5 protein-coding genes are annotated in these 6,984 nt (G+C 68.3%); all 5 read left to right on the forward strand.

Annotated elements, in window-relative coordinates:
- Positions 1–292: 292 nt before the first annotated feature.
- The 5 genes from ACZ56V_RS32575 to ACZ56V_RS32595 all read left to right on the forward strand — a co-directional run bounded on the left by ACZ56V_RS32575 (position 293) and on the right by ACZ56V_RS32595 (position 6,279).
- Positions 293–2,959, forward strand: a complete 2,667-nt coding sequence (locus ACZ56V_RS32575; RefSeq protein ID WP_468947246.1) for a cellulosome protein — start codon at positions 293–295, stop codon at positions 2,957–2,959.
- 450 nt (positions 2,960–3,409) lie between these two features.
- Positions 3,410–3,613 (forward strand): cold-shock protein, encoded by a 204-nt coding sequence (locus tag ACZ56V_RS32580; protein ID WP_356361075.1) that lies wholly within the window; start codon positions 3,410–3,412, stop codon positions 3,611–3,613.
- A 363-nt stretch (positions 3,614–3,976) separates the two neighbouring features.
- A complete protein-coding gene (locus ACZ56V_RS32585; RefSeq protein WP_468947248.1) occupies positions 3,977–5,473 on the forward strand; it encodes a DEAD/DEAH box helicase in 1,497 nt (498 codons plus the stop codon).
- 76 nt (positions 5,474–5,549) lie between these two features.
- Positions 5,550–5,921 carry a CBS domain-containing protein gene (locus ACZ56V_RS32590; RefSeq protein WP_398909148.1) on the forward strand — a complete coding sequence of 124 codons (372 nt, stop codon included), beginning with the start codon at positions 5,550–5,552 and terminating at the stop codon, positions 5,919–5,921.
- A gap of 49 nt (positions 5,922–5,970) precedes the next feature.
- The gene (locus ACZ56V_RS32595) at positions 5,971–6,279 is read left to right on the forward strand and encodes an SCO5918 family protein (protein ID WP_468947250.1); all 309 of its coding nucleotides are present in this window, start codon (positions 5,971–5,973) and stop codon (positions 6,277–6,279) included.
- Positions 6,280–6,984 lie beyond the last annotated feature (705 nt).

The raw sequence follows: 6,984 nt of genomic DNA on the forward strand, positions 1-6,984 counted from the left end.
AATGCTTCACGCAGAACATCTCGTGCTTTCCATAGCCCTTTGTCCGCCGCACAGTTCCCTGTGTCAGAGGCATTGCCGACGGATCGAGCCGGTGCTAGCTTCCCCCGAACCGGTTCGCAGCCCGTGTGCCCCCACCGTGCCGCGCCGAGCGGACGTCACTCCCGACACACCCCTGGGCCCCCCTTACGGGCCACAGGCGCGCCTTCTCGTGGGCCGTCGACATGTCGAACCGATTCGCTTTCCCTCCACCCAGCACGCGGACCTCCTGGAGACCTCAGTGCGAAGAAGAAGAATGACGGAAGCCGTTACCGCGGCGGTGGCGGTCCTTGCCGCCCTGCTCGCCGGCCCCGCGACCGGGACGGCCCGGGCGGCGGCACCGGAACAGCTCGTCATCGACCTCGCCACCGACACCGGCGCCTTCCACGGCGGGGCCTCCGGCTCCCTCTACGGTGTCTACGGCGACGGCGTGCCGAGCCGCAACCTCATCGAGGGCATGCGTCTGCGCACGGTCTCCACGAAGGCGCAGGACGGTCCGCAGCATCCGGGAGCCGACGCGCTGGAGATACTGCCGCCCTTCGTGGAGTCGGGCGGCAAGGACGTCTACATCTACATGACGGACATCTACCGAGGCTTCCCCTACCAGTGGCCGGGCGCCGACGGTCCCGCGCGCCTCGCGGACTTCAAGGAGAAGATCAAGAAGCAGGTCCGCCAGGTCATGACCATGGGCGACTACAAGGACCACGTCGTCTACGTCCCCTTCAACGAACCCGAGGGGAACATGTTCGGCACGGGCGACTGGAGCTACGACAAGGTCTCCTGGCTGGACGAACCCCGGCAGTTCTTCGCCGCGTGGAAGGAGGTCCATCACCTGATCAAGAGCCTCGACCCGGACGCGCGGATCGCGGGCCCCAACACCTCCCAGCTCTTCGGCCAGGTCAAGGGCTTCCTCCAGTACGCGAAGGACAACGACGTCGTGCCGGACGTGATGACCTGGCACGAGCTGTCCTCGCCCGCCGCGGTCCGCACCAGTGTGGCCAGGTACCGGGGGTGGGAGAAGGAGGTCGGGGTCGACCCGCTGCCGATCAACGTCAACGAGTACGGCCACAACTACCACCTGTCGGTGCCCGGCCAGGTCGTCCAGTGGGTCTCCGCCATCGAGGAGTCGAAGATCGACGCCGACCTGGCGTACTGGAACATCGACGGCAATCTCAACGACTCGGCCGTGGAGGCCAACAAGGGCAATGGCCAGTGGTGGCTGTTCAACGCCTACGGCCAGATGTCCGGGCACACGGTGCAGGTGACCGCCCCGCACCCCAACGCGCAGTACACCCTCCAGGGCGTGGCCACGCTCGACGAGGGCAAGAAGCAGTCGCGGGCCCTCTTCGGAGGCAAGAGCGGCGACGCGGACGTCGTCTTCCGCAACATCGACCCCGGGCTGTTCGGCACGACCGTGCGCGCCACCGTGCAGGAGATCCCCTGGACCGGACAGGTCGGCGACTCCGCGCAGCCGCTGCGGCTGGCCGACCGGAAGGTCGAGGTCGGCGCGGACGGCACGGTGACCCTGCCGATGCGGGACATGAACGAGATGTCGGCGTACCAGGTCATCCTCTCCCCCGGCGGCAGCGGCGGAGCGCCGGCCGCGCCCTCGGTGAGCTGGCGCAAGACGTACGAGGCGGAGAACGCCACCTACACCGGCGCGGGCTACTCCAGGAACGGCCCGGAGGGCACGCCCTCGAACGTGGGCAAGTTCGCCACGTCCGGCGCCTACAACGTGGGCGGGCTGCGCACCGGCTCCGACGGCGTCCTCGCCTTCGACGTCGAGGTTCCGCAGGACGGCACGTACGACCTGAGCGTCTTCGCCAACTCGTTCAACCAGTACGACCTGGTGAAGGAGCAGGGCCCGACCAACGTCTTCCTGCGCGTCGACGGCAAGGACTCGCAGGAGCTGCGGCTGCCGCTGGGTTACAAGTGGGTGGTGTGGGGGCACACCGACACGACGGTGAAGCTGACCGCCGGCAAGCACCGGATCACCCTCGCCGCACAGGACCCCGAGCTCGGCGTCACCAAGGGCGACGCGATCATCGACAAGATCGACCTCGGGCTGCGCGACGGCAACGTCACCCAGCCGGCCGTCTACGAGGCCGAGTACGCCGCGCTCGACGGCACCCGGCCCGTTTACAGCCGCTCCGGCACCTCCGGCCCCGGCACGGTACCCCTGGCCGACGGTGCCTCCACGACCTTCTGGGTCCACTCCCCCACCGACGGTGAATCCACCGTCGCCGTCGACCATCTGGGCGGAGGGTCGGCGAGCCTGGCGCTGAACGGTGAGAAGCTCCCCGCGCATCCGGTCGGGGGCGCCAGGAAGGGCACGGACACGGTCAAGCTGTTCCTCTCCGGCGGCATCAACAAGATCACCCTGACCGGTGTGTCTGGCCGGCTGAACCTCGACCGGCTGCGGGTCATGCCGTCGCGGGGAACCCTCAAGCCGACCGTCCACCAGGCCGAGGACGGCACCCTCACCGGTGCCGCCAAGTCAACCGCCGCCTACAGCTTCGCGGCGAACGGCAAGGCCGTCACAGACATCGGCGCCGGAAAGGCCAACGCCCTCAGCATCGACGTGACCGCCGCCCAGGCCGGACGGCACGCGCTGACCATCCGCTACTCCAACGCGGAACAGGCACCCGCCACCCACTACAACCCCGACCCGGTCGCCCGCCACGCCGACCTCTCCGTCAACGGCGGACCGGCCCGCCGTGTTCTGTTCCCGACGACCTTCCACTTCAACAACTTCTGGGAACTGACCGTCCCGGTCACCCTCGACAAGGGCAGGAACCGCCTGACCTTCATGGCGGAAGAGCTGCCGGACTTCGACGGCGACACCTACAACCAGTACGACCAACGGTCCCCGTACGCACCGGTGATCGACCAGATCGCCGTCACACCGCTGGCCGCCGGGTAACGCCCTCCCCATAGCGGCCGAGGCGAGGCACAGACGTCCCACGGTGCCTCGCCTCGGCTTCACTCGCCGGCGCGGTGGCCGGCCGGCTCGATGTATGACGAAATGTACGAGCGCCACCTCGGCACGCACGCCCCTGGGCCGACTGGTATGACGTCGCGCGGGTATGCCAATATCTGCGTCGGCGAGCTGAGATTTCAGCGGAACAGGCTGGCAGATTCTTTGCCGAAATGAGTAGAGAGGGATTTTCCACCGCACGTCGGCCGCTGCGGCGTGCTACTGTCGGTCTCAGTTGCAGTTGTGGTTCCCGAAAATTCAAGTGCTGTCCGGTCGGACGTTGTCCCACTGGAAACGCTTGTGTATATCCGGTCTTTTCCGGGTGGGGTGATCATCGCGGCGACTCGGCGTCCGCACGGTGCGGGCTCCGACGCACTGCCCCAAGGGAGAAATGACATGGCTGCTGGTACCGTGAAGTGGTTCAACGCGGAAAAGGGCTTCGGCTTCATCGAGCAGGAGGGTGGCGGCGCTGACGTGTTCGCCCACTACTCGAACATCGCCGCCCAGGGCTTCCGCGAACTGCTGGAGGGCCAGAAGGTGAACTTCGACATCGCGCAGGGCCAGAAGGGCCCGACGGCCGAGAACATCGTTCTCGCCTGACGCCGCGCATCGCGTACTTGTAGCTGGGGCCCGCATCCCTCGGGGTGCGGGCCCCAGCTACAAGCGTTTCCCGCAGTGATTTCACCTGCGGCAGACAAGCAGGAAATCCGTAGGCCGCACCGCACACGGATCGTTCTTCAGGGGGCAGTCGCACCCCTTCACAGCCACAGCGCAGTGGATACTTCAAGTATTGAGCCCATGCGCCGCGCTACCTATTTCAGCTTATTTAAGTGCTTGCGAATCTGATGACGGATAAATCCGCGCAATCGCAAGCCGCCACCCCACCGGCCCTTTCTTGCAATTCTCCGTGCCGCTCATAGTGCGGGAATTCCTTGATATGTGCCGTATCGAGGAAGGTTCCGCATGAACCGCACACGCACGAACGACCGCTATGCCCGCAGCCGTAACGGCAGTGTCGACTCCGGAAAGGGTGGCAGCCGCTTCGGCTCGTCGGCCGCGCGCCGACCGGCCGGTCCGAGCCGTTCAGGCGGTTACGGCCGTCGGCCCGCCGCCGTCCAGGGAGAGTTCGCTCCCCCTCGGACGATCACCCCCGCGCTGCCCGCCGTGGAGGGCTTCGCCGATCTCGACATGCCCGGTGAGCTGCTGGCCGCGCTCGGCTCGGCCGGCGTCACCGTACCGTTCCCGATCCAGGCCGCGACCCTCCCGAACTCCCTCGCCGGCCGCGATGTCCTCGGCCGCGGGCGCACCGGTTCCGGCAAGACGCTCGCCTTCGGCCTGGCCCTGCTCGGTCGTACGGCCGGGCAGCGCGCCGAGCCCCGGCAGCCGCTGGGGCTGATCCTCGTACCGACGCGTGAACTGGCGCAGCAGGTCACCGACGCTCTCACCCCGTACGCCCGCTCTCTCAAGCTGCGACTGGCCACGGTGGTGGGCGGGATGTCGATCGGCAGGCAGGCGAGCGCGCTGCGCGGTGGAGCCGAGGTCGTCGTCGCCACTCCGGGACGCCTCAAGGACCTCATCGACCGCGGCGACTGCCGGTTGAACCAGGTCTCCATCACCGTCCTCGACGAGGCCGACCAGATGGCCGACATGGGCTTCATGCCGCAGGTCACCGCGCTGCTCGACCAGGTCCGCCCCGAGGGCCAGCGCATGCTGTTCTCCGCCACCCTCGACCGCAACGTCGACCTGCTCGTGCGGCGCTACCTGACCGATCCGGTCGTGCACTCCGTCGACCCCTCGGCCGGCGCCGTCACGACGATGGAGCACCACGTACTCCACGTCCACGCCGCCGACAAGCACGCGGCCACCACCGAGATCGCCGCACGCGACGGCCGCGTGATCATGTTCCTGGACACCAAGCACGCCGTCGACAGGCTGACCCAGGACCTGCTCAACAGCGGAGTGCGGGCCGCCGCCCTGCACGGCGGCAAGTCCCAGCCGCAGCGCACCCGCACCCTGGCGCAGTTCAAGACCGGACACGTCACCGTGCTGGTGGCCACCAACGTCGCGGCCCGCGGCATCCACGTCGACAACCTCGACCTCGTCGTCAACGTCGACCCGCCGACCGACCACAAGGACTACCTCCACCGGGGCGGGCGCACGGCCCGCGCCGGTGAGTCCGGCAGCGTCGTCACGCTCGTCACACCGAGCCAGCGACGCGGCATGGTCCGCCTCATGTCGGACGCCGGGATCATGCCGCAGACCACCCAGGTCAGCTCGGGCGACGAATCCCTCAGCCGGATCACCGGAGCCCAGACCCCGACCGGCATCCCGGTCGTCATCACCGCCCCGGTGGCCGAGCGCCCCAAGAAGCGCGGTGGCACCTCACGCGGCCGACGCCGCCCCGCCTCGGCTCCCCGGCGTTCCCCCGCACCGCAGTCCCCCGCAGGTGCGGCCGCGTAGAGCAGTCGTGGTCAGGAATTCGTCCCGTCTTCCCAGGAGGCACCCTTTGGCAATGGTCCAGTTGCAGACTCGCTCCATGAGCGCTCGTTCCGCGCACAGCCCGGTGGCCGACGCCATGGACGCAGCCGCGCCGCACCTCTGGTACGACATGACCGTCGAGGTGGCGCTGTCCGTCATGGCCGCCGCGCGTGCGGAGCGGCTGATCGTCTGCGATGAGGACGGCCGGTGCGTCGGCCTGGTCACCCGGGCCCGGCTGGCCGCCGTGAGGAACGGCTCCGGATACACCGACCGGATCCGTCTGGGTGACAGCAGCGGCAGCGAGCCGCTCGTCTCACCCTTGGCCACGAGGGCCGAAGCCGGGGACGTCATGTCCTTCGGGCGGCTCGGGCCCGTGCCCGTGGTCGGCGAACACGGCGGTGTCCCGGGCGTCCTCGCGCTCTCCCGCTGAACCGCCGGACGGTGGTCGGTCCCGTTTCCTCTCCTGCCTGTGAGGCATCATGCGCTGTGTCATTGCCCGCTTCCCGTTCGATCTGACCAAGAGCGGCGTGCTGGAATCGATGAAGGGCGTCAAGCCCGAACCGGTCACCGGCGAGTCCGTGATCATCGGACGACGCCACTACCCCGTCAAGCAGGTCGGCCAGGTCATCACCCGTCAGGATCGCCGCGATTTCAGCGCCGGCGAGGTCATGAGGGCCATGGCCGGGCTCGGCTTCACCTGCCGCACCTGGCCCGAGACGGCACCCGCCCCCATCGACAGTCCGTTGCAGCGGGCTTCCACGATGCTCGGCGCCCCCCTGTCTCTCTGACCGACGCGACAGGCGCGCGCTGACACCAGAACAGCAGTGAGGGCCCGACCGGCGCGCGCCGGTCGGGCCCTCACTGCGTGACCGCACTCTCCGCTCGGGCACTCCGTCCGCCTGGGTCGCTTATCCCCAAAGCACCCTGCCTGGTCGGTCGCCCTCTTCCAGGCATAAGGGAGACACAGTTCCAGGCCCTGCAGATGGAGTAAATCTGTCGTGACCGCTGTAGACATTGCTGTCGGCAGAGGCTAGTGTTCTCGTCGTAGCCCAGAAGTCGATGGGCACGGCAGAGACGAACTGCCGTGCAAGAGGTCGAAGGAGCGGCACGGCAGCGGAGTGGCGGAGCCGGAAATGGTGGGTTCCTCCACTGGCTGCCGGGCCGAGCGACCCCAGGGGTCGCGCAGCAGTACCGCACAACCGCAGTAAAGACGGATCAACCGAAACAGGTTAGGAGCCGAACGCCATCAGGATCGCCCGGGCCGGGTAAGAGCGCCCGGGTACCGCAGGCCCCGGATTGGAAGGTGGTCCCCGGTCACGCATCCGCGATCCCCGCAGCCCCGCCCTCCCAGGCGGATCGCAGCGGACAAAGAAGGCCGGCTGATGTCAGTCGGCAGATGGTGTTGAAAGCTCGGGGCCCGGGGGGCGGGCGGGGGCCGGGGCCCTCCCCGACCCCCCCCAAAAAAAAGAGCTCCCCCCCCCCTCCGTGCCCCC

The sequence above is a fragment of the Streptomyces sp. NPDC034099 genome, from assembly GCF_055575415.1.

Coding starts and splice junctions, on each gene's coding strand:
- ACZ56V_RS32585 (WP_468947248.1), top strand. CDS start 3,977: ATGAACCGCACACGCACGAACGACCGCTATGCCCGCAGCCGTAACGGC.
- ACZ56V_RS32575 (WP_468947246.1), top strand. CDS start 293: ATGACGGAAGCCGTTACCGCGGCGGTGGCGGTCCTTGCCGCCCTGCTC.
- ACZ56V_RS32595 (WP_468947250.1), top strand. CDS start 5,971: ATGCGCTGTGTCATTGCCCGCTTCCCGTTCGATCTGACCAAGAGCGGC.
- ACZ56V_RS32590 (WP_398909148.1), top strand. CDS start 5,550: ATGAGCGCTCGTTCCGCGCACAGCCCGGTGGCCGACGCCATGGACGCA.
- ACZ56V_RS32580 (WP_356361075.1), top strand. CDS start 3,410: ATGGCTGCTGGTACCGTGAAGTGGTTCAACGCGGAAAAGGGCTTCGGC.